The sequence below is a fragment of the Pantoea sp. Ep11b genome (assembly GCF_040783975.1).
Classification (GTDB): Bacteria; Pseudomonadota; Gammaproteobacteria; order Enterobacterales; family Enterobacteriaceae; genus Pantoea.
Genome location: NZ_CP160631.1, coordinates 1,207,470 through 1,224,395 on the forward strand (window position 1 = coordinate 1,207,470; position 16,926 = coordinate 1,224,395).

The window sequence follows — 16,926 nt, forward strand, 5'->3', positions numbered from 1 at the left end:
GACCGGAGCAGGTGATGACCAATAAAACAGGCCAGCATGACGCGGCCAGACTACAGGATAAAGATGAAAGGATTTACCAGGCGCTGATGAACGCCATCGTTGAGCACCAGCTGCCGCCGGGCAGCAAGCTGCCGGAAGAGGCCCTTTCCGGCGTCTTTGGCGTCAGCCGCACCGGCATCCGCAAAGTGCTGCAACGCCTCGCGGCGGTGCAGATGGTGACTCTGACGCCCAAACGTGGTGCGCAGGTTTCCACGCCGGGTGTCGATGAGGCGCGGGAGATCTTCACCACCCGCAGCTTAATCGAGTGCGGCAATCTGCCCGCCGTGCTGGCGCATCTTCAGCCACCGCATCTGGTGGCGCTGGAGCAGCTCATCGCGCAGGAGAACGAGGCGCACGCCAGCCATGATGGCCCGGCGGCCATCCGGCTTTCGGCGGCGTTTCATATTCAGTTGCAGGCGATCTCCGGCAATCAGGTGCTGACCGGCATGGTCACCAGCCTGACGCAGCGCTCATCGCTGGTGATTGCCGCGTATGGCGCGCCCTGGCAGCGGGGCTGTCGCTGCGACGACCACGCCACGCTGCTGCAACGGCTGCGTGCGCGTGCACTCCAGCCGCTGACTGAGGCGCTGCAGCACCATTTTGACCACATCGTTTCCAGCCTGCATTTTGAGCGCAGCGGCGAAACCCTTCCCGATTTTTCCCGGCTGTTTGCCGCAGACTTCGGAGCGGCCTCATGAGCATCATTCAGGTCATCAACCCCAACACCAGCCTGGCGATGACCGAAACCATCGGTCAGGCCGCACGGGCCGTCGCCGCGCCGGGTACGGAGATTCTGGCCGTTTCACCCTCGCAGGGCGTCCCCTCCATCGAAGGACATTTCGACGAGGCGATCGCCGCCATCGGCGTGCTGGAGCAGGTTAAGCTGGGCAGGGCGCAGGGCGTCAGTGGCCACGTCATCGCCTGCTTCGGCGATCCGGGATTGCTGGCGGCACGCGAGCTGGCCAGCGGCCCGGTGATTGGCATTGCGGAAGCGGCGATGCACACCGCCACGCTGCTGGCGACCCGGTTCTCTGTCGTCACCACGCTGCCGCGCACCCTGATCATTGCGCGCCATCTGCTGCAGCAGTATGGCTTTACCCATCACTGTGCTGCACTGCATGCGATCGATTTGCCGGTGCTGGCGCTGGAGGATGGCAGCGGTCTGGCTCAGGAGAAAGTGCGGCAGCGTTGTATACAGGCGAAACGTGAAGATGGCAGCGGCGCGATCGTGCTGGGCTGCGGCGGCATGGCGACGCTGGCGGCTTCGCTGACCCGGGAACTTGATATGCCGGTGATCGATGGCGTCAGTGCGGCGGTGAAAATGGTGGAGTCGCTGGTGGCGCTGGGCTTTGGCACCAGCAAACAGGGCGATCTGGCCTGGCCTTTGCAGAAACCTCTCTCAGGTGCCTTTGAGCATCTAAACTAACGGAACGTTCAGACTTAAGACAGGAAGCGAGTGATGACTGACGCTGCAGAGAAGAAAGAGTACAGTTTTAACAAAAACTATCCGCGCGATTTAATCGGTTATGGTGCTCATCCACCGCACGCCGCCTGGCCAGGCAACGCCCGCGTGGCGGTGCAGTTTGTCCTGAACTACGAAGAGGGCGCTGAAAACAGCGTGTTGCACGGCGACGCCGGTTCAGAGCAGTTCCTCTCCGACATCATCGGCGCCGCCAGCTATAGCGATCGGCACATGTCGATGGAGTCGCTGTATGAGTATGGATCCCGCGCCGGATTCTGGCGCATCCACAACGAGTTTCAGACGCGTGGCCTGCCGCTGACGGTGTTTGGCGTCGCGATGGCGCTGGCGCGTCATCCGGAGATCGTAGAGGCGATTAAGCAGGCCGATTACGATGTGGTCAGCCACGGCTGGCGCTGGATCCACTATCAGGGCATGGATGCAAAAACCGAACGTCAGCACATGCAGCAGGCGGTCGATGTGCTGGTGGATCTCTTTGGCAAAGCGCCCACCGGCTGGTACACCGGTCGCGACAGCCCGAATACCCGTCGTCTGGTGGTGGAGCAGGGGGGCTTCAGCTATGACAGCGACTACTACGGCGACGATCTGCCTTTCTGGACGCAGGTAACCTGTCAGGATGGCACGGTGAAACCACACCTGATCATCCCCTACACCCTGGAGTGCAACGACATGCGCTTTGCCACGCCGCAGGGCTTCAACACGGCCGACCAGTTCTTCACCTATCTGCGTGACAGTTTCGATGTGCTCTATGAAGAGGGCAAAACCGCGCCGAAGATGATGTCGATAGGCATGCACTGCCGCCTGCTGGGGCGACCGGGCAAATTCCGCGCGCTGCAGAAGTTTCTCGATCACATCCAGCAGCACGACGATGTCTGGATTTGTACCCGCCAGCAGATCGCCGACCACTGGATCGCGACACACCCGGCGCCCTGACGCGGCGATGACGCCTGGCCCTTTTCGGGGTCAGGCGTCAGAAGGCTCAGCTCATCAGGCTGACCTGCGCCGCCACGATGCACCAGCCGTGCGGCATCCGCACCCAGGTCTGCTGCTGGCGGCCCGTTTTCTCGCTGCCGTCGCGGGTAAATTCGGTGCTGCAGACCGCAAAATCCTCGCCAAAGGTGGTGATGACGGTATTTCGCAGCGTCCGGTTCAGCCCGGCTGAGGGGCGCGCGGCGCGGAACGCGCGGATCTCATCAATGCCATACAGGTTTTCACCCGCCCCCAGTCTCACGGTGCGCGCGTCATGCCAGAACAGCGCATCCAGTTCAGCGACATCATTACTGACCAGCGCCTGCTCGTAGCGATAAAACTGCGCCGTCACCTCGTTCACCACCTGCGGTAAATTAATCTCTCTGTTCATCAGGCTCCAGCCATCGTGATTTGCGGCAGGGTGATACCGCGTTGTTCCAGTGTCCAGGCGGCACGTAACACCGCCTCTTCATCAAAAGGCCGGCCGATAAGCTGTAAGCCAATCGGCAGGCCACTCCGGGTCGCCAGCGGCACGGTACAGACCGGCAGACCCAGGAAGGAGATCGGCTGCGTCAGCATGCCCATACTCGCTTTAGCCGGCAGCGACTCGCCCTGGATCGACAGCGTCTGCTGACCGATCGCGATCGCGCTGCAGGGCGTCGCCGGGGCGATCAGCACATCGAAACGGTCGAACAGCGGTAACACCTGCTGCCGGAAATGGCGACGGAAACGCTGCGCCTGCACATACCAGGCTCCCGGCATCATCGCACCGGCCAGCAGACGCTCGCGTGAGTTCGGTTCAAACTGCTCAGGCACCTGGCGCAGGGCGGGCAGATAGTGATTGCCGCCCTCTGCGGCGGTCATGATAAACGCCGCCGAGCGTGCCAGTTCCGCCTCCGGCATCAGCACCTCTTCATGCGCGTTCAGCGCGGCCGCACCCGCCGCGACGGCGGCGCGGGCATCCTCATCGCACCAGCGGGCAAAAAAGCCGCCGAGCACGCCGCAGCGTAAGCCTTCGCTGCCCTGAGCCAGCGAAGGCAGCGTGGCGGCCTGCGGATGATTCGCCTGAAACGCATCAGCGGGATCGGCACCCTGCAACTGGTCATAGACCAGCGCGAGGTCATCCACCCGGCGGGCCAGAGGGCCGATATGGTCCAGGCTGGCGACAAAAGGATGGCTGCCGCTGCGCGAGAGGCGGCCAAAGGTGGGCTTAAGGCCAAAAATGCCGCACAGCGACGCGGGCACCCGAATCGAGCCGTTGGTGTCGGTGCCCAGTGAAAAATGCACCAGCCCGGCGGCCACGGCGGCCGCGGAGCCACCGGACGAGCCGCCCGCCACGCGGCTGAGATCGCGGGGATTGCGTGTCGCGCCATAGTGGCTGTTCTCGGTGGTAAAGCCGTAGGCGTAGGCATCCATGTTCAGCATGCCCGACAGCAGTGCGCCCGCGTGCCGCAGCTTATCGACAGCAAAGGCATCGGTCTGCGCGGCCGGACGATCGCGGAACAGGCTGGCGCCGGCCAGCGTGCTGTGACCCGCCACGTCAAACAGGTTTTTCACGGCATAGGGGATGCCCGCCAGCGGCGGCAGGGACTCGCCACGCTGCCGCTGTGCATCCACCGCGCGGGCTTCCTGCAGCATGCGCGGCCCGGTCACCGCCGTCCAGGCGTTCAGCGCCGGATTATGCTGCTCAATCGCCTGCAGCGTGTGCTGCGCCACCTCATGCGCACTGATCTCACCCTGCTGGATCGCCCGCTGCAGGGTCTGAATCGAAACGTCACTTAAGTTCATGCCTGATAGACTCCTGCCACGTCCAGCCGGTCATCCAGCGGAAACGCCATCAGCGGCGCCGCCATCTCTGCAATGCGCGAAAGCTGGATCAGCAGCTCGGCGCGCCGGGCCTCATCCAGTTCCAGCTGCAGGATCTGCTCCATATGGCCGATGTAGCTGGCCCAGTCGTGTTGATTCATGATTCGCTCCTGTTAAAAACCGGCGGCGCTGCCGTTGCTGCGCGGATCGCTGGCACCTTCGAACATGCCGTTGCTGTGGCGCACGATGGCTCCCGCATGGCCCACGGATTCGCTGAAGTCCGGCAGCAGTTCCACCTCGTGCCCCCACTGACGCAGCCGCGAAACCGTTTCGGCATCAAAGCGGCCTTCCAGTTTCAGCGAGTCGGATGACTGTCCCCAGGTGCGGCCCAGCAGCCAGCGCGGCGCACTTACCGCCTGCTGAAGCGGCAGCCCCTGAATCACATGGCGGGTAAAGATCGCCGCCTGGGTCTGCGGCTGCCCGTCGCCGCCCATCGCGCCGTAGACCAGCGTACGGCCATCTTTCAGGCGTGCCGCGGCGGGGTTGAGGGTATGAAATGGCTGCTTACCGGGCGCCAGCGCCAGCAGATGATCCGGGTCGAGGCTGAACGCGGCGCCACGGTTCTGCCAGGTGATCCCGGTGCCGGGCAGCACGACACCGCTGCCAAATTCGTGATAGATGCTCTGAATAAACGACACCGCCAGACCGCTGCTGTCCATGACGCCCATCCAGACGGTGTCGCCCGGGCCGCGTCCACGGCCCCAGTCGGCGGCTTCGCCATCCGCAATCTGGCTGGCCAGCGTGGCAAGGTGGTCGCTGTCCAGCAGCGCCTGTAAATCTTCTTTGACGTGACGCGGATCGGTGATGTGCTGATCGCGCAGCGCAAAGGCTTTTTTGGTGGCCTCCACGATGCGGTGCACCGTCTGCGCGTCATCCGCGCCGGCCATCTCCAGACGATCGGTGATGCTGAGGATCGCCAGCGACACCATGCCCTGAGTGGGCGGGGTGATATTCCAGATGTCGCCTTCGCTGTGACTGAGATGCAGCGGCGTTGTGCGGCGGGCACGATGCTGCTGAAGGTCCGCCAGCGTAACGGGCATACCCAGCGTAGCCATCTCATCGGCCATATGATGCGCCAGCGCGCCGCGATAGAAGCTGTCGAGCCCCTGTTCGCTCAGCAGACTCAGCGTCTGCGCCAGGGCGGGCTGGGTGAAACGACTGCCTGGCTGCGGTACGTTGCCGTCGGGCATAAAAGTGGCGCTGAAGCCGGGCTGATGCTGTAACTCATGGCGAAACGTGGTGGTCGCGGCGGTCTGCGACGCCGTGACCGGAATACCGTCGGCGGCGTAGCGGATGGCATCCCGCAGCAGGCGCGCCAGCGGCAGCATCGGGCTGCCCATCTCTTCAGAGATCGCCAGCGCCTCCTGCCAGCCACTGACCGTACCGGCCACGGTCAGCGCCGCCTTCGGCCCGCGATGGGGGATCGTCGGGTGATCCGCGTAGAAATCGCAGTGGGCCAGCGCACCGGCTGCGCCACTGGCGTCGATAGCCACCGGCTCCCCGTTGGGCGGCAGAATCAGCCAGAAGCCGTCGCCGCCCAGTCCATTCATATGCGGATAGACCACGGCGATGGTCGCCGCCGCTGCCACCATCGCCTCAATGGCGTTGCCGCCATCACGCAGCACCGCCAGCGCACTCTCACTCGCCAGATGGTGCGGGGTCACCGCCATCCCCTGCGGGGCCATATTGCTCTGAATCATCGTTCACTCGTTCTTCGGGTAACAGAATCTCTGATGAAGCAAGAGCTGTTCCAGTTTTCATCCCGGACAGAGATTGCGGCGGTTAACCTGGCGTAAATTGTGCTAGCTTCTGCTGAAACAAAAGTTACAGGACGGGTTATGAAACAGCTTGATGAACGACTCAGAAGTCACTATCCCCAGCTTTCGCCGCAGGAGCAGCGTATTGCCGACTTCGTTTTTGACCACTTCGACGATCTGATCAGCTACAACAGCGCCGAGCTGGCGCGGCTCAGCGGCGTGTCGAAAGCCACGGTCAGTCGGCTGTTTAAGCGTCTGGGCTATGAAAAATATAAGGATATGCGTGATGAGCTGCGCATCCTGCGTCAGAGCGGCATGCCGCTGACCGATAACCGCGATGCCGTGCAGGGCAACACGCTGCTGGCGCGCCACTACAAGCAGGAGATGGCCAACCTGACGCAGTGGGTCAACAGCCTGGATGCCCGGCAGTTCAGTGAGGTGGTCGGGCAGATGGCGCAGGCGAAGCGCGTCTTTATCATCGGCATGCGCAACGCCTATCCGGTGGCGCTGCACCTGCGTCAGCAGCTGGTGCAGGCGCGTTCCCAGGTGCATATCCTGCCGCAGCCGGGCCAGACGCTGGCTGAGGAGCTGGTGGATATCACCCCGGAAGATATGGTAGTGGTGATGGCGTTTCGTCGTCGTCCCCGTATTATCCGGCCGCTGATGCAGCAGCTTCAGGCCGCTGCGGTGCCGGTGCTGGTGCTGTGTGAGCCGCAGGCGCAGACGGTGATGGCGCTGGCGCGCTGGCAGCTCTGTACGCCGCTGGACAGCGTCTCCGCCTTTGACAGCTACAGCGCCGCCATGAGCCTGGTCAACCTGCTGGCAAACGCGCTGCTACATGAAACCCTGGCCCAGGGACGTCAGCGTATTCATCAGATCGCGGATCTTTATCAGCAGTTTGACGAGCTGGAGCACCGTTAACAGGCACCCTTTTGGTGCTTTGCCCCATTTCAGTACATCCCCGCTACGGCGTAACTGCCCCGGTTACGCCCGCTTTTCACCCCGAACCGCCGCGTTTATCCTTTTTTTTCCTGCCAGCCGGGTTGGCACATTAGTTGCAGATTCCAGTTCAAAGAATCTTTTGTTTCACGTTAATCTCACCGGGGTGCATAATGAAAAAAGTTCTGATGGCGGTTGCCGCAGCGGCGTTACTGATGGCGCAGACGGGAAGCGCGCTGGCCGATCAACTGCAGGATATTCAGAAGCGCGGCGTCATCCGCGTTGCCGTGCCGCAGGATTTCCCGCCGTTTGGTTCGGTGGGTACCGATCTGCAGCCGCAGGGGTATGACATCGATATGGCGAAATACCTGGCAAAGCAGATGAAACTTAAGTTGCAGCTGGTGCCGGTCAGCAGTGCCAACCGCGTGCCTTACCTGCAGACCGACAAGGTCGATCTGGTGATCTCCAGCATGGGTAAAAACGCCGAGCGGGAAAAAGTGATCGACTTTACCCGCGCCTATGCGCCGTTCTTCCTGGGCGTGTTCGGGCCGAAAGGCGACGAAATCAAGGCGGCAGCGGCCCTGAGCGGCAAGTCGATCGGCGTCACGCGCGGAGCGGTCGAGGATATGGTGCTGAGCGACGTGGCGCCGAAAGATGCGCAGGTGAAACGTTACGAAGATAACAACACTACGCTGTCCGCGTATCTCTCCGGTCAGGTGCAGTATGTGGCTACCGGCAACCTCGTGGTCGCCGCGATCGCGCGTCAGAATCCGGCCAAAGCGCCCGTCGCGCAGTTTATGCTGAAAGATTCGCCCTGCTATATCGGCCTGAAGAAAGATCAGCCTGCGCTGAAAGCGAAAGTAAACGAACTGATTGAGCAGGGCATTAAAGATGGCACCCTGAATAAACTCTCTGAAGAGTGGCTGAAAGCGCCGCTGCCCGCGAACCTCGGCGCCTGAGGAGCGATTCATGACCGGGCAACTTAACTTTCCCGCCCTGTGGCCATACTGGCCGGAGCTGCTCTCCGGCCTCTGGGTCACCATTCAGCTGACGGTGCTGGCGACGACCGGCGGCGTGGCGATTGGGATTGCGGGCGCGGCGCTGCGCAGCGGCAAACCAGGCTGGATGAGCCGCCTCTGGGGCATCTATGTCGAGCTGATCCGCAACACGCCGTTTGTCGTGCAGCTGTTCTTTATCGTGTTTGGTCTGCCGGCGCTGGGGCTGAAGCTTACGGCAGGTGAGGCGGCGCTGCTGGCGATGCTGATCAACCTCGGGGCTTACAGCACAGAGATTATCCGTGCCGGGATTCAGGTGACGCCGAAAGGGCAGTGGGAAGCGGGGCGGGTGCTGGGTTTAACCCGCAGCCAGACCTTCCTGCGGGTGGTGCTGCCCCCGGCGCTGCAGCGCATTTATCCGGCGCTGGTGAGCCAGTGCATCATCGTCATGCTGGGCTCGTCGGTGGTGTCGCAGGTCTCCTATGAGGAGCTGACCTTTGCCGCCAACCTGATCCAGTCGCGCACCTTCTTAAGTTTTGAGGTCTATCTGGTGACCACGCTGATCTACCTGGCGTTGTCGATTGCGATGCGCCATCTGCTGCTGGCGATTGGCCGTAAATGGTTTGGAGTGCAGCCCTCATGATGACGACCTTTACCGACTGGGACATTCTGCGCAACCTGCTGCTGGCGGCGCGCTGGACCCTGTTACTGTCGCTGGTGGCCTTTGCCGGCGGCACGCTGGTGACGCTGCCGCTGCTGTTTATGCGCCTGCTGCAGCGCCGGTGGCTGACGCGCATCATTCGCGGCTACACCGCGCTGTTTCAGGGCACGCCGCTGCTGATGCAGCTCTTCCTGGCCTTTTTCGGTGTCGGCCTGTTCGGCATCGATGTCGCGCCCTGGACCGCGGCGTCGCTGGCGCTGACCTTCTACACCAGCGCGTTTCTGATCGATATCTGGTACGGCAGTATCCGCGCCCTGCCGAAGGGGCAGTGGGAAGCGTCGCGCTGCCTCGGGCTGACCTTTGGTCAGACGCTGTGGCGGGTGATTGCTCCGCAGGCGATCCGCATTGGCATCGCGCCCACGGTGGGGTTTGCCGTTCAGGTGATCAAGGGCACCGCGCTGGCGTCGATTATCGGTTTTATCGAGCTGACCAAAGCGGGCACCATTCTGAACAACGTGACCTATCAGCCGTTTAAAGTTTTCGGGCTGGTGGCGCTGGGCTACTTCCTGATGTGTTATCCGCTGTCCCGTTACAGCCAGTATCTGGAGAAAAAATTCAATGCCGCTCATCACCATTAATCAGGTGCAAAAATATTACGGCGACAACCATGTGTTGAAAGGCGTGGATCTGGATATCGACATGGGCGAGGTGATCTCAATCATCGGTCGCAGCGGGTCGGGTAAAAGCACGCTGCTGCGCTGCATGAACGGGCTGGAGGGCTACCAGGAGGGCAGCATCAAGCTCGGCGGGATGACCATTACCGATCGCGACTCGCAGGCGCGTGAAATCAGCCGCTCGGTCGGGATGGTATTTCAGAACTTCAACCTGTTTCCGCACATGACGGCGCTGGAAAACGTGATGCTGGCCCCGCGCCGGGTGCTGAAAAAGAGTGATGCCGAATGCCGGGCGCTGGCAACGCAGATGCTGGAAAAAGTCGGGCTGGGCGAGCGGCTTAACTACTATCCGGGCAGTCTCTCCGGTGGTCAGCAGCAGCGGGTGGCGATCGCCCGTGCGCTGGCGATGACGCCAAAAGTTTTACTCTGTGATGAGATCACCTCCGCGCTCGATCCCGAACTGGTAGGCGAAGTCCTTAAGGTACTGGAGCAGCTGGCGGCAGAGGGGATGACGCTGATCCTCGTCACGCATGAAATGAACTTCGCCCGCGACGTGGGCGATCGTGTGGTCTTTATGCATCAGGGGCGCGTCTGGGAACAGGGCGACAGCAAAACAGTGTTCGCTCAGCCGCAGTCGCCGGAGCTGAAGCAGTTTATCTCTTCGGTGCGTCTCTGAGCCTCTCTAAAGGAAACGATGATGGATATTACCCAATTCCCGCAACTGAATCCGCCACAGCGTCTGCTGATGGGGCCAGGCCCGATCAATGCCGATCCTCGCGTTCTGCGCGCCATGTCGAGTCAGCTGCTGGGTCAGTACGATCCCGCCATGACCCACTACATGAACGAGGTGATGGCGCTTTATCGCGGCGTGTTCCGCACCGAAAACCGCTGGACGCTGCTGATCGATGGCACGTCACGCGCCGGTATTGAGGCGATCCTGCTCTCCGCTATCCGGCCGGGTGACAGAGTGCTGGTGCCGGTGTTTGGCCGCTTCGGTCATCTGCTGTGTGAAATCGCCCGCCGCTGTCGCGCCGAGGTTCACACTATCGAAGTGCCGTGGGGCGAGGTCTTTACGCCCGATCAGGTGGAAGAGGCGATTAAAAAAGTGCGGCCGCGTCTGCTGCTCACGGTACAGGGCGACACCTCGACCACCATGCTGCAGCCGCTGGAGCAGCTGGGAGCGATCTGCAAACGGTATGGCGTGCTGTTCTACACCGATGCCACCGCGTCGCTGGCGGGCAACCCGCTGGAAACGGACGCCTGGGGGCTGGATGCGGTGTCGGCAGGGATGCAGAAGTGTCTGGGCGGCCCCTCGGGCACCTCGCCGATCACCCTGAGCGCAGAGATGGAAGCGGTGATCCGCAAGCGCAAATGCGTGGAGCAGGGGATCCGCACGGAGGCGCACCAGGATGGCGACGAGGAGATGATCTACTCCAACTATTTCGATCTCGGCATGATCATGGATTACTGGGGGCCGGAGCGGCTTAACCATCACACGGAAGCGACCAGCGCCCTGTTTGGCGCGCGCGAGTGTGCCCGTCTGATCCTGCAGGAAGGGCTGGACAACGGCATTGCCCGTCACAAGCTGCATGGCGACGCAATGCTGAAAGGCATTCAGGGAATGGGGCTGGAAACCTTTGGCGACCTGAAACATAAAATGAATAACGTGCTGGGCGTGATGATCCCCTCCGGCGTGAATGGCGACCAGGTGCGCAAGCTGATGCTGGAGGATTTCGGCATTGAGATCGGCACTTCGTTTGGCCCGCTGCATGGCAGGGTCTGGCGCATCGGCACCATGGGCTACAACGCACGTAAAGATTGCGTGATGCAGACCCTGTCGGCGCTGGAGACGGTGCTGACCCACGTCGGCTATCGCACGCCACAGGGCGCTGGCGCCCAGGCCGCGTGGGATCACTACGGGAGTCACGCATGATGATGAGCGCCAGCGAAGCCCGGTCCGCTGCAGAGCGCGTGATGGCGCGCTGCGATGCGCTGGCGGCGATCAGCGAAACGGCAGAGGGGCTGACCCGCGTCTACCTCTCACCCGAGCATCTGCGCGCCAACGCCTGCGTCGGTGAGTGGATGCAGGCGGCAGGCATGCGGGTGTGGCAGGATGAGGTCGGCAATATCTGTGGGCGCTACGAAGCGGCTGACGCGGGCGCGCCTGCTCTGCTGCTGGGTTCGCATCTCGACACCGTGCGCAACGCGGGACGTTACGACGGGATGCTGGGCGTGCTCAGCGCCATCGAAACCGTACAGTGGCTGCACGAACATCAGTGCCGCCTGCCGCTGGCGATTGAGGTGATCGGCTTTGGTGACGAAGAGGGCACCCGTTTCGGCATCACGCTGCTTGGCAGCCGTGGCATTACCGGCAGCTGGCCACAGAGCTGGATCACCCATCCTGACGGCAACGGCATCACGGTGGCGCAGGCGATGGCCGATGTCGGTCTCGACAGCAGTCAGATCGCCGCCGCCGCGCGTCGGGTTGAGGATATCGTCGGCTATCTTGAGCTGCATATCGAGCAGGGTCCCTGCCTGGAGCAGGCGGATCTGGCGCTGGGCGTCGTCACGGCGATCAACGGTGCGCGCCGCCTTAACTGCCGCTTTACCGGGGAGGCGGGACATGCGGGGACGGTGCCCATGACCCACCGCAAAGATGCGCTGGCTGCCGCCGCAGAGTGGATGGTCTTTATTGAGCAGACCACCCGGGAGCAGGATCCGCAGCTGGTGGCGACCGTCGGCACCCTGAACTGTGCGCCGGGCGCGGTGAACGTCATCCCTGGTGAGGTGTCGCTGTCGCTGGATGTGCGCGGCCCGCAGGATCATCCGCTGGAGACGCTGCTCTCCAGCCTGTTAACTCAGGCGGAGGCGATTGCGCTGCGGCGCGGGCTTCGTTTTGCGTCGAACGAATATTACCGCATCGGCGCCACTGCCTGCGACTCCGCGCTGCAACAGGCGCTGAGTCACGCGGTGGAAACGGTGCAGGGGCGCACGCTTTCGCTGCCGAGCGGGGCCGGACACGACGCCATCGCTATCGCCGAACGCTGGCCGGTCGGCATGCTCTTTGTGCGTAACCATCGCGGCATCAGTCACCATCCGGCGGAGTCGGTGGCGGTGGACGATGTGGCACCTGCACTGCAGGCTTATCTGCAGGCGGTCTCGCTGATTGCCGGGCGGAGCTGAAGATGGAATTAGCCACATTTAACCGGCTCGCCGCCGACGAGGCCCGGGCCGCCATCCGGCACTGCGTGGCGATCCCCCACTGGCAGCAGGCGCTGGTGGCCGCCCGGCCTTTTGCCAGCACAGAGGCGCTGCTGGCGGTGGCCGATGCGCTGGCCCGGCAGTGGCAGCAGCCTGAGTTACAGGCCGCGCTCACGGCCCATCCCCGCATCGGCGAGCGCGCAGAGGGCGCGGATAAAGAGGCGGCCCTGTCGCGTAGCGAGCAGTCCGCGATGCAGCAGGCCGGTCACGCCCTGCAGCAGGCGATGCAGCAGGGCAATCAGCGGTACGAAGCGCGTTTTGGCCGGGTGTTTCTGATCCGCGCCAGGGGGCGCAGTGGCGAAGAGATGCTGGCCGCGTTACAGCGCCGGTTGCAGAACAGCGAGGCTGATGAACAGCAGGAGACGCTGGATCAGCTGCGTGAAATTACCCTGTTACGCCTTAAGGAGACAATCCGATGAGTACCATCACCACCCACATTCTGGACACGGCGCTGGGCAAACCCGCCTGTGGCGTCGCGATTTCCCTGGAGCAGAACAGCCCCGAAGGGTGGTTTCCGGTGGCGGAGGGGACGACCGACAGCGACGGGCGGCTGAAAGATCTGACGCCCGAACCGCTGTCACCGGGTCACTACCGGTTAACTGCAGAGATCGGCGACTATTTCGCCGTCGCCGGTCGGGATGCGCTCTACGTCAGCGCGCAGATCGATTTCGTGATTGCCGAGGCGGGCAGCCATTTCCACCTGCCGTTTCTGATTTCGCCCTGGTCCTGGTCGACCTATCGCGGCAGCTGAGGCGCTGACTGCCGCGCCAGGGTTCTACAGCGAAAAACGATCCGCATCCTGCCAGGCCGGGAAGCGCTCGCGGTAGGCGTTGAGCGTCTCCAGCGACAGTTCGGCATCCAGCCGGGCGCGCTGATGCGGCTCGGCCGCGCTGAGGATCTCGCCCTGCGGGGAGATAATCTGGCTGTCGCCGCTGTAGTGATGCTGATTGCCGTCGCTGCCGACGCGGTTGCAGCCTGCCACGTAGGCCTGATTTTCAATCGCCCGCGCTAACAGCAGCGCCTGCCAGTGCCGCGCACGCGGCGCAGGCCAGTTGGCGACGTAGAGTGCCAGGTCGTAATCGTTGCGGTTGCGTGAGAAGACCGGGAAGCGCAGGTCATAACAGATCTGTGGCAGGATCCGCCAGCCGCGCCACGCAAACACCTGACGCTGCTCGCCGGGCAGATAGTGGTGATGCTCATCCGCCATCCGGAACAGGTGGCGCTTATCATACTGATGCACCGTGCCGTCGGGCGCGACCAGCAGGAAACGGTTTACCGCGCCGTTTTCGGTCTGGATCGCCGCGCTGCCGCCAATCAGGGCATCAGTGCGCCGGGCATGCTGATGCAGCCATTCAATCACCTGCGCCTCGGGCAGCGAGCTTTTCGCGGCCTCCATCGCAAAGCCGGTGGTAAACATCTCCGGCAGGATAATCAGATCGCGGCCGGTGAGACCGGCCAGCTGCGCGTCGAAATGGCGCAGATTGGCTTCGCCATCCATCCAGCTCAGTGTCTCCTGCAACAGCGTAATTTTTAAAGCTGACATAGGCGCTCCGCGGCGGCATCCAGGGTCGCCGGCTGTTTAGCAAAACAGAGGCGAATCAGTTTATGAGGAAAAGGGGCGGCGCAGAACACCGAGAGTGGGATCGCGGCGACACCCACTTCGCGGGTCAGCCACTGGCAAAAGCTGACATCATCCAGGTCAGAAATGGCACTGTAATCCACCAGCAGGAAGTAGGTGCCCTGGCAGGGCAAAACCTTAAAACGGCTGGCGGCCAGCGCCGTTGCCAGCCTGTCGCGGCGGTCGCGATAAAACGCCGGCAGCGCATAATAATGTTCCGGATGCTCACGCAGCATATCCGCCATCGCCAGCTGCGCCGGGGTATTCACTGAGAAGGTCAGGTACTGATGCACCTTGCGCAGCTCGGCGCTGATCGCCGCAGGCGCAATGCAGTAACCCACTTTCCAGCCGGTCATATGGAAAGTTTTGCCAAACGAGGAGACCGCTATGGCCCGCTGACGCAGCTCAGGATGGGCCAGCACGCTGGCGTGGCCCGCCTCATCGAAGCAGATATGCTCATAGACTTCGTCGCTCAGCACATAGATCGGCCGGGCGGCAATCGCCTCCCACAACGCGGCGAAATCCTGCTGCTGCCAGACGGTGGCAGACGGATTGTGTGGCGTGTTCAGGATCACCAATCGGGTTTTGTCACTCAGCAGGGCAGCAAAGGCTGCCCGGTCGACGCGGAAAGCGGGCGGCTGCAGCGCAATGCGTTTCATAATGCCGCCCGCCAGCGCGACCGCAGGCGCATAGCTGTCGTAGCTGGGATCGAAGCAGATCACCTCATCGCCCGGCCGCACCAGCGCGGTAATCGCCGCATAGAGCGCCTCGGTGGCGCCCGCCGTCACCGTCACCTCCGTCTCAGCATCTGGCCGGTAGTCATAAAGCCGCGCGGTTTTCTCAGCAATCGCCTCACGCAACGGCAGCACACCGGTCATCGGCGCATACTGGTTTGCCCCCTGGCTGACATGAAACGCCAGCCGCTGCTGCAGATAGTCGGGACCGCTGAAATCAGGAAAGCCCTGCGAGAGGTTGATGGCGTTGTGCTGCTGAGCCAGCGCACTCATCTGGCTGAAAATCGTGGTGCCGAGTAAAGGAAGCTTACTCTCGGGGATCAGGTTGTGCTGCGTCATGGTGTCAGGCCTTAAGCGCGAAGATTGATGCGGTGTCACCCGGGGTTTGTGCCACTATAAACAGGATGATAGTATTTGGCAATCAAGACGCTTAGACGGCTAAATGCGTCATGCTCCGCATCTCAGCGGCACGGGCGGCAGGGGCTTACCCGGTCACTGGCGTGTATCAGCTACCGGGGAACAGGATTCTATGATTTCCTGCGCTTGCTGACTGTTTAATCGTTTTGAGTTGTTCTGTTTTTATCGCCTTTACAGCGGCTTAAGCCACCCGATATCACATTTCACCGCAAGGAACCGTTATGTCGCAGACTCTTCCGTTAGATCAGCTGGTCGCTGCCTGTCACTGGATTGGGGCGAAAGGCTGGGCGCCAGCCACCGGCGGGAATATGTCCGTGCGTCGCGATGCGCATGTCTGCCTGCTGAGCGAATCGGGCAAAGACAAAGGTATGCTGACGCGGGATGATTTCATTGAGGTTGATATCGCCTCCAGCCAGTCACTGTCGGGCCGTAAGCCGTCGGCAGAAACCGGGCTGCACACGATGATCTATCGCCTCTTTCCCGAGGCGGGCGCGGTGCTGCATACCCATACGGTTAATTCGACCGTGCTGTCGCGGGTGGAGCAGGGGGCGGCGCTGCTGCTGCACGGCTATGAGATGCAAAAATCGCTAAGCGGACAGCAGACGCATCTGGATACCGTGGCGATCCCGCTGTTCGACAACAGCCAGGATATCGCGGCGCTGGCGTCGGAAATAGAAGATTACGCCGCCCGTTTTCCGCTGCGCTATGGCTTTCTGCTGCGCGGCCACGGCTTAACCTGCTGGGGCCGGGACGTCAGCGAAGCACGCCGCCATCTGGAAGGTCTGGAATTTTTATTTGAATGCGAACGTCAACGTCGCCTGCTGGAGAGAGCATGATTCACGCGATTGTCACCGATATCGAAGGCACCACCAGCGATATCCGCTTTGTACATAACATCCTGTTCCCCTTTGCGCGCCAGCATCTGCCCGCGTTTGTGCGCGACCATGCCGATCGACCTGAGGTTGCCGCGGCGCTGCAGTCGGTGCGCGATGAAGCTGGTCAGCCCGAGGCCGATCTGGCGGCGGTGACGGCGATCCTGCTGGATTTCATGGATCAGGATCGTAAATCCACCGGCCTGAAAGCCCTGCAGGGCATGATCTGGCGCGACGGCTATCTCAACGGCAGTTTTACCGGCCATCTCTATCCCGACGTCGTGCCTGCGCTGCGCCACTGGAAGGCGCAGGGTATTGAACTCTATGTATATTCCTCCGGTTCGGTGGCGGCGCAGAAATTGTTATTTGGCTACAGCGACGAAGGTGATATTACTGACCTGTTCAGCGGTTATTTTGACACCCACGTCGGGGCCAAACGTGAGGTCACCGCCTATCGGGCGATTGCTGCTGAGATCGGCCAGCCAGCGGAACAGCTGCTGTTTCTCTCCGATATTCATCAGGAGCTGGATGCGGCTGCGGAGGCGGGCTGGCAGACGCGGCAACTGCTGCGTGGCGAGGCGGATCCTGAGAGCCGCCATCGGCAGGTCACCGATTTTTCCCAGATTAACCCGGAGTCGATTTAG

The 16,926-nt window shown here is 62.2% G+C and carries 20 protein-coding genes; 14 read left to right on the forward strand and 6 right to left on the reverse strand.

The window, feature by feature from the left end; genetic code table 11:
- The first annotated feature begins 14 nt into the window (after positions 1 to 14).
- From AB1748_RS05545 to puuE, 3 genes are read left to right on the forward strand one after another with little or no spacing between them, the layout of a single operon-like run.
- On the forward strand, positions 15 to 737 hold the full coding sequence (locus AB1748_RS05545; protein WP_367396102.1) for a GntR family transcriptional regulator: 723 nt from the start codon (positions 15 to 17) through the stop codon (positions 735 to 737).
- Positions 734 to 1,465 carry an allantoin racemase gene (hpxA, locus tag AB1748_RS05550; RefSeq protein ID WP_293770988.1) on the forward strand — a complete coding sequence of 244 codons (732 nt, stop codon included), beginning with the start codon at positions 734 to 736 and terminating at the stop codon, positions 1,463 to 1,465. Before AB1748_RS05545 ends, hpxA begins: the two co-directional genes overlap by 4 nt.
- A gap of 33 nt (positions 1,466 to 1,498) precedes the next feature.
- Positions 1,499 to 2,452 (forward strand): allantoinase PuuE, encoded by a 954-nt coding sequence (gene puuE, locus AB1748_RS05555; RefSeq protein ID WP_111140125.1) that lies wholly within the window; start codon positions 1,499 to 1,501, stop codon positions 2,450 to 2,452.
- A gap of 46 nt (positions 2,453 to 2,498) precedes the next feature.
- On the opposite strand, the gene hpxZ is transcribed toward puuE, so the two are convergent.
- From hpxZ to AB1748_RS05575, 4 genes are read right to left on the reverse strand one after another with little or no spacing between them, the layout of a single operon-like run.
- Entirely contained in the window at positions 2,499 to 2,879 is a 381-nt protein-coding gene (gene hpxZ / locus AB1748_RS05560; RefSeq protein WP_367396103.1) for an oxalurate catabolism protein HpxZ, read from the reverse strand.
- Positions 2,879 to 4,276 carry an AtzE family amidohydrolase gene (locus AB1748_RS05565; protein WP_367396104.1) on the reverse strand — a complete coding sequence of 466 codons (1,398 nt, stop codon included), beginning with the start codon at positions 4,274 to 4,276 and terminating at the stop codon, positions 2,879 to 2,881. The genes hpxZ and AB1748_RS05565 overlap by 1 nt, the downstream gene beginning before the upstream one ends.
- A complete protein-coding gene (gene hpxX, locus AB1748_RS05570; protein WP_111140128.1) occupies positions 4,273 to 4,455 on the reverse strand; it encodes an oxalurate catabolism protein HpxX in 183 nt (60 codons plus the stop codon). The genes AB1748_RS05565 and hpxX overlap by 4 nt, the downstream gene beginning before the upstream one ends.
- Positions 4,456 to 4,467: 12 nt before the next feature.
- Positions 4,468 to 6,054, reverse strand: coding sequence for a gamma-glutamyltransferase family protein (locus AB1748_RS05575; protein ID WP_367396105.1), 1,587 nt, complete (start codon positions 6,052 to 6,054; stop codon positions 4,468 to 4,470).
- A gap of 138 nt (positions 6,055 to 6,192) precedes the next feature.
- On the opposite strand from AB1748_RS05575, the gene hpxU reads away from it, so the two are divergent.
- The 9 genes from hpxU to uraH all read left to right on the forward strand — a co-directional run bounded on the left by hpxU (position 6,193) and on the right by uraH (position 13,392).
- Complete coding sequence (gene hpxU, locus AB1748_RS05580; protein ID WP_128086597.1) at positions 6,193 to 7,032, forward strand: MurR/RpiR family transcriptional regulator HpxU; 840 nt, start codon at positions 6,193 to 6,195, stop codon at positions 7,030 to 7,032.
- Between the two features lie 191 nt (positions 7,033 to 7,223).
- On the forward strand, positions 7,224 to 8,009 hold the full coding sequence (locus tag AB1748_RS05585) for a transporter substrate-binding domain-containing protein (RefSeq protein WP_367396106.1): 786 nt from the start codon (positions 7,224 to 7,226) through the stop codon (positions 8,007 to 8,009).
- A 10-nt stretch (positions 8,010 to 8,019) separates the two neighbouring features.
- Positions 8,020 to 8,688 carry an amino acid ABC transporter permease gene (locus tag AB1748_RS05590; RefSeq protein WP_128086599.1) on the forward strand — a complete coding sequence of 223 codons (669 nt, stop codon included), beginning with the start codon at positions 8,020 to 8,022 and terminating at the stop codon, positions 8,686 to 8,688.
- Positions 8,688 to 9,344: an amino acid ABC transporter permease gene (locus AB1748_RS05595; RefSeq protein WP_367396322.1), complete on the forward strand. Its 657-nt coding sequence runs from the start codon at positions 8,688 to 8,690 to the stop codon at positions 9,342 to 9,344. The genes AB1748_RS05590 and AB1748_RS05595 overlap by 1 nt, the downstream gene beginning before the upstream one ends.
- Positions 9,325 to 10,056, forward strand: coding sequence for an amino acid ABC transporter ATP-binding protein (locus AB1748_RS05600; protein ID WP_111140134.1), 732 nt, complete (start codon positions 9,325 to 9,327; stop codon positions 10,054 to 10,056). The genes AB1748_RS05595 and AB1748_RS05600 overlap by 20 nt, the downstream gene beginning before the upstream one ends.
- 21 nt (positions 10,057 to 10,077) lie before the next feature.
- A complete protein-coding gene (locus AB1748_RS05605) occupies positions 10,078 to 11,313 on the forward strand; it encodes an alanine--glyoxylate aminotransferase family protein (RefSeq protein WP_111140135.1) in 1,236 nt (411 codons plus the stop codon).
- Positions 11,310 to 12,563: an allantoate amidohydrolase gene (gene hpxK, locus AB1748_RS05610; protein WP_111140136.1), complete on the forward strand. Its 1,254-nt coding sequence runs from the start codon at positions 11,310 to 11,312 to the stop codon at positions 12,561 to 12,563. Before AB1748_RS05605 ends, hpxK begins: the two co-directional genes overlap by 4 nt.
- Positions 12,564 to 12,565: 2 nt before the next feature.
- Positions 12,566 to 13,060 carry a 2-oxo-4-hydroxy-4-carboxy-5-ureidoimidazoline decarboxylase gene (gene uraD, locus AB1748_RS05615; protein WP_367396107.1) on the forward strand — a complete coding sequence of 165 codons (495 nt, stop codon included), beginning with the start codon at positions 12,566 to 12,568 and terminating at the stop codon, positions 13,058 to 13,060.
- Positions 13,057 to 13,392 carry a hydroxyisourate hydrolase gene (gene uraH, locus AB1748_RS05620; RefSeq protein ID WP_111140138.1) on the forward strand — a complete coding sequence of 112 codons (336 nt, stop codon included), beginning with the start codon at positions 13,057 to 13,059 and terminating at the stop codon, positions 13,390 to 13,392. The genes uraD and uraH overlap by 4 nt, the downstream gene beginning before the upstream one ends.
- A gap of 24 nt (positions 13,393 to 13,416) precedes the next feature.
- On the opposite strand, the gene AB1748_RS05625 is transcribed toward uraH, so the two are convergent.
- Positions 13,417 to 14,184, reverse strand: coding sequence for an amidohydrolase (locus tag AB1748_RS05625; protein WP_111140139.1), 768 nt, complete (start codon positions 14,182 to 14,184; stop codon positions 13,417 to 13,419).
- Entirely contained in the window at positions 14,172 to 15,332 is a 1,161-nt protein-coding gene (locus tag AB1748_RS05630) for a pyridoxal phosphate-dependent aminotransferase (RefSeq protein WP_111140140.1), read from the reverse strand. The genes AB1748_RS05625 and AB1748_RS05630 overlap by 13 nt, the downstream gene beginning before the upstream one ends.
- A gap of 299 nt (positions 15,333 to 15,631) precedes the next feature.
- On the opposite strand from AB1748_RS05630, the gene AB1748_RS05635 reads away from it, so the two are divergent.
- Positions 15,632 to 16,246, forward strand: a complete 615-nt coding sequence (locus AB1748_RS05635; protein WP_111140141.1) for a methylthioribulose 1-phosphate dehydratase — start codon at positions 15,632 to 15,634, stop codon at positions 16,244 to 16,246.
- The gene (gene mtnC / locus AB1748_RS05640; protein WP_111140142.1) at positions 16,243 to 16,926 is read left to right on the forward strand and encodes an acireductone synthase; all 684 of its coding nucleotides are present in this window, start codon (positions 16,243 to 16,245) and stop codon (positions 16,924 to 16,926) included. The genes AB1748_RS05635 and mtnC overlap by 4 nt, the downstream gene beginning before the upstream one ends.

What these genes read in the sequence shown, in the direction of transcription:
- hpxK (WP_111140136.1), top strand. Translation starts at nt 11,310, where the DNA reads ATGATGATGAGCGCCAGCGAAGCCCGGTCCGCTGCAGAGCGCGTGATG.
- AB1748_RS05605 (WP_111140135.1), top strand. Translation starts at nt 10,078, where the DNA reads ATGGATATTACCCAATTCCCGCAACTGAATCCGCCACAGCGTCTGCTG.
- AB1748_RS05630 (WP_111140140.1), bottom strand. Translation starts at nt 15,332, where the DNA reads ATGACGCAGCACAACCTGATCCCCGAGAGTAAGCTTCCTTTACTCGGC.
- hpxU (WP_128086597.1), top strand. Translation starts at nt 6,193, where the DNA reads ATGAAACAGCTTGATGAACGACTCAGAAGTCACTATCCCCAGCTTTCG.
- hpxZ (WP_367396103.1), bottom strand. Translation starts at nt 2,879, where the DNA reads ATGAACAGAGAGATTAATTTACCGCAGGTGGTGAACGAGGTGACGGCG.
- AB1748_RS05575 (WP_367396105.1), bottom strand. Translation starts at nt 6,054, where the DNA reads ATGATTCAGAGCAATATGGCCCCGCAGGGGATGGCGGTGACCCCGCAC.
- uraH (WP_111140138.1), top strand. Translation starts at nt 13,057, where the DNA reads ATGAGTACCATCACCACCCACATTCTGGACACGGCGCTGGGCAAACCC.
- AB1748_RS05585 (WP_367396106.1), top strand. Translation starts at nt 7,224, where the DNA reads ATGAAAAAAGTTCTGATGGCGGTTGCCGCAGCGGCGTTACTGATGGCG.
- hpxA (WP_293770988.1), top strand. Translation starts at nt 734, where the DNA reads ATGAGCATCATTCAGGTCATCAACCCCAACACCAGCCTGGCGATGACC.
- AB1748_RS05635 (WP_111140141.1), top strand. Translation starts at nt 15,632, where the DNA reads ATGTCGCAGACTCTTCCGTTAGATCAGCTGGTCGCTGCCTGTCACTGG.
- AB1748_RS05595 (WP_367396322.1), top strand. Translation starts at nt 8,688, where the DNA reads ATGACGACCTTTACCGACTGGGACATTCTGCGCAACCTGCTGCTGGCG.
- uraD (WP_367396107.1), top strand. Translation starts at nt 12,566, where the DNA reads ATGGAATTAGCCACATTTAACCGGCTCGCCGCCGACGAGGCCCGGGCC.
- puuE (WP_111140125.1), top strand. Translation starts at nt 1,499, where the DNA reads ATGACTGACGCTGCAGAGAAGAAAGAGTACAGTTTTAACAAAAACTAT.
- AB1748_RS05565 (WP_367396104.1), bottom strand. Translation starts at nt 4,276, where the DNA reads ATGAACTTAAGTGACGTTTCGATTCAGACCCTGCAGCGGGCGATCCAG.
- AB1748_RS05545 (WP_367396102.1), top strand. Translation starts at nt 15, where the DNA reads ATGACCAATAAAACAGGCCAGCATGACGCGGCCAGACTACAGGATAAA.
- AB1748_RS05590 (WP_128086599.1), top strand. Translation starts at nt 8,020, where the DNA reads ATGACCGGGCAACTTAACTTTCCCGCCCTGTGGCCATACTGGCCGGAG.
- AB1748_RS05625 (WP_111140139.1), bottom strand. Translation starts at nt 14,184, where the DNA reads ATGTCAGCTTTAAAAATTACGCTGTTGCAGGAGACACTGAGCTGGATG.
- mtnC (WP_111140142.1), top strand. Translation starts at nt 16,243, where the DNA reads ATGATTCACGCGATTGTCACCGATATCGAAGGCACCACCAGCGATATC.
- AB1748_RS05600 (WP_111140134.1), top strand. Translation starts at nt 9,325, where the DNA reads ATGCCGCTCATCACCATTAATCAGGTGCAAAAATATTACGGCGACAAC.
- hpxX (WP_111140128.1), bottom strand. Translation starts at nt 4,455, where the DNA reads ATGAATCAACACGACTGGGCCAGCTACATCGGCCATATGGAGCAGATC.